Source organism: Dietzia sp. B44, from assembly GCF_014145245.1.
GTDB lineage: Bacteria > Actinomycetota > Actinomycetes > Mycobacteriales > Mycobacteriaceae > Dietzia > Dietzia natronolimnaea.
Window position 1 is genome coordinate 1 of record NZ_JAALEF010000459.1, and the last position, 2,614, is coordinate 2,614.

Genomic DNA, 2,614 nt, shown 5'->3' on the forward strand with positions numbered 1-2,614 from the left:
TCCCTGACCCCCCGGGTCCCTGGCTTCCACCGGGTCCCTGACTCACCCCGCGGCGAGGATCCTGTCCAGGGTCCTGAGGTTCCTGGTGGTGAGGTGACGCTTGTTCTCCCGGCCGTCGAGCACCTTGTACGCGTCGGAGGTCAGCGTCGAGCCGCGGGGGACACGCCAGTACACACAGCCCGCGCCCTCGGCGACCGCTTCCGTGCTGACGGTCGTCTCACTGTCGGTGGCCGGCCCGGCCCCGGCATGCGCGTCGGCGCCGGCGGCCGCCTCGCCGACCTCCCGGATGGCCGCGCGCATCGCCACCGTCACCCGGGTCGTCACCTCCGGGTCGTCCGAGAACACCACGTAGTCGTGGTGCTCGGGCAACGTGTCGAAGGGGTACGCGGCCACCACCGTCGCCACCGCGTCGAGGGTGAGGACCTGCACGACCGCCGTGTAGCCGAACCTCTCCGCATACGCGGACTCGAGTGCCGCGCGCAGTCCGGTCACCGGTCGGGGATCGGTGACGAGCACGTTGCCGGTGGCCAACACCGTGGTGACCGACGTCCCGCCCGCGGCCTCCGTGCACGCGACCAGGTCGGGCATCGCGATCCGGTTGCTCTTTCCGACGTTGATCCCGCGGAGCAGCACGACCTTCCGATGCTCCCCGGCGTGTGGGCCCGCCGATCCGGTACTCATGTCCCGATCTTCCTCCCGGCGCAGGCCCGCGCGGGTAGCTTTCCCGCCATGGCAGTGTCAGTGCAGTCCGTTGTGAAGATCGAGACCGGCGTCCCCGAGATCATGGAGGTCCTGGCCGACGTCGAGTCCCTCGTCGACTGGTCGAGCGCCCACCGTGCGGTCGAGGTCAGGGAGGCCGACGACGAGGGGTGGCCGATCGTCGTGTGGGAGCGGGTGTCCCAGTACGGCGTCACCGACGAGATGGTCGTGCGCTACGAGTGGTACGACGGCGAGGTGAGCTGGTCCCTGGTCGAGAGCGGTTCCCAGAAGGTCCAGAACGCCCGCTACGTGCTCACGGACAACGGCGACGGCACCACCGAGGTCGTCTTCGACCTCGAGGTGGATCTCAAGATCAAGCTGCCGGGTGCGGTGGTCAAGAAGGCGCAGAAGCACATCGCCGACGTGGCCACCACGGGGTTGCGGGACGAGGTCCTGCGGCGGCACGGCTGATCGCTCGCCCCGAGCCCTCGGGGATGGGATCCGGTCAGGAGAACCGGCGGGAGGAGATCAGTCCGTCGGTCAGATCGCGGCGCACCAGGTCGGGCACGGATCTGCGACGCAGTGGTGCACTCCCGGTGTGGGCGAGGTGCGCGATGCCGTCGAGCAGGTCGGCCATGGCCTCCGTCGGCGCCCAGGCCGGTGCCCATCCGAGCTCGTCGCGGGCCCGGGCGCAGCCCTGCAGGGGCACGGCGAACGCCAGGTCCAGCCATCCGCGGTCCACCGGCTGCAGGCGCGCCCGCCACGTCAGACCGACGAGGGCCCCGAGGAGCGGCAGGGGGATGTGGACCGCCCGGGCCCCGAGCACCTCTGCGAGGTCGTCCCTGGTCAGCGGTTGTTCGGCCGCGAGGTTGAACGGGCCGGTGGCGCCCTGCTCGATCACTCGCACGACGGCGTCGGCGACGTCGTCGGCATGGACGAGGGGCAGGCACAGGCTCCTGTCGAGCGGCAGCAGCGGGACCCGCGGCGCGAGATGCGCCGGCAGATAGGCGGGCAGTCCGTACCGGGTCAGTCCGCTCGCCGCCGCTCGTTGGACGATGAAGCCCGGGCGCATCCGGGCGACGGGCACGGCATCGGCCCCGAGGAGACTCTCGTGGTCGTCGATGAGCGTCTCCGCCGCGGCCTTGTGTCGGCTGTACGCCGAGCTCGGCACCCCGGTCCTCGCCCAGGTCTCGTCGACGTGCTCACCGTGGCGGCCCGGCGCGTACGTCCCCACGGAGGACATGTGGACCAGGAGGCCCACCCCGGCCGACTGTGCGGCCCCGAGCACCGCGGCGGTCCCGCCGACCCCGACGCTCTCGAGGTAGCCGATGTTGCGGGTGGGTTGGAAACCCCAGGCCAGGTTGACGACGGCGTCCGCCTCGACGAAGTGTCGACCGAGTTCGCCGGCCGCGTCCGGACCGGAGACGTCCAGCGCGTGCCAGGCGACTCCGCGGTACTCGCCGACGGGATCCGGTGGCCGACGCACGAGCCCGACCAGTCGGTCGCCGGAGCGCGTCTCGCGCAGACGACGGAGCAGCGCGGTGCCGACGTTCCCGCTCGCGCCGATGATCACGATCCGCATTCCGGCCTCCTCGCCCGAGCCCGTCAGTCCGGTCGACGGTACCTCCCGGGTCGCGGCCGTCAACCGCCGAGCGCCGGGGTGATGAGCAGGACACCGGCCAACGCGAGGCCCGCGACCCACACCGTCGAGGCGGCGGCCAGGATGACCGGGCGTGCGCCGACCCTGCGCATCGCGGCCACCCGCACACCGATCCCCAGGGCGAACATGGCGCAGGTGAGCAGGACGGTCTGCGCAAGCGAGGCGGCGTCGACGACCGGGTCGGGGACGAGCCCGGACGAGCGCAGGAGGACCAGGGCGAGGAACGCGACGACGAACCCGGGGACCAGCGGCGGA

General features: G+C 72.0%; 4 protein-coding genes. 1 reads left to right on the forward strand and 3 read right to left on the reverse strand.

From position 1 onward, the window contains the following. Positions 1-42: 42 nt before the first annotated feature. On the reverse strand, positions 43-681 hold the full coding sequence (locus G6017_RS14120) for a DUF1697 domain-containing protein (RefSeq protein WP_182617930.1): 639 nt from the start codon (positions 679-681) through the stop codon (positions 43-45). A 48-nt stretch (positions 682-729) separates the two neighbouring features. Between G6017_RS14120 and G6017_RS14125 the strand changes: the two genes are divergently transcribed. Further along, the gene (locus G6017_RS14125; RefSeq protein ID WP_179523687.1) at positions 730-1,170 is read left to right on the forward strand and encodes an SRPBCC family protein; all 441 of its coding nucleotides are present in this window, start codon (positions 730-732) and stop codon (positions 1,168-1,170) included. Between the two features lie 34 nt (positions 1,171-1,204). On the opposite strand, the gene G6017_RS14130 is transcribed toward G6017_RS14125, so the two are convergent. Both G6017_RS14130 and G6017_RS16940 read right to left on the reverse strand, forming a co-directional pair. Then, complete coding sequence (locus tag G6017_RS14130) at positions 1,205-2,281, reverse strand: NAD-dependent epimerase/dehydratase family protein (protein ID WP_182617932.1); 1,077 nt, start codon at positions 2,279-2,281, stop codon at positions 1,205-1,207. 59 nt (positions 2,282-2,340) lie between these two features. Then, positions 2,341-2,614: putative sulfate exporter family transporter (locus G6017_RS16940; protein WP_241731566.1), on the reverse strand; the 274-nt coding region annotated here is incomplete at its 5' end.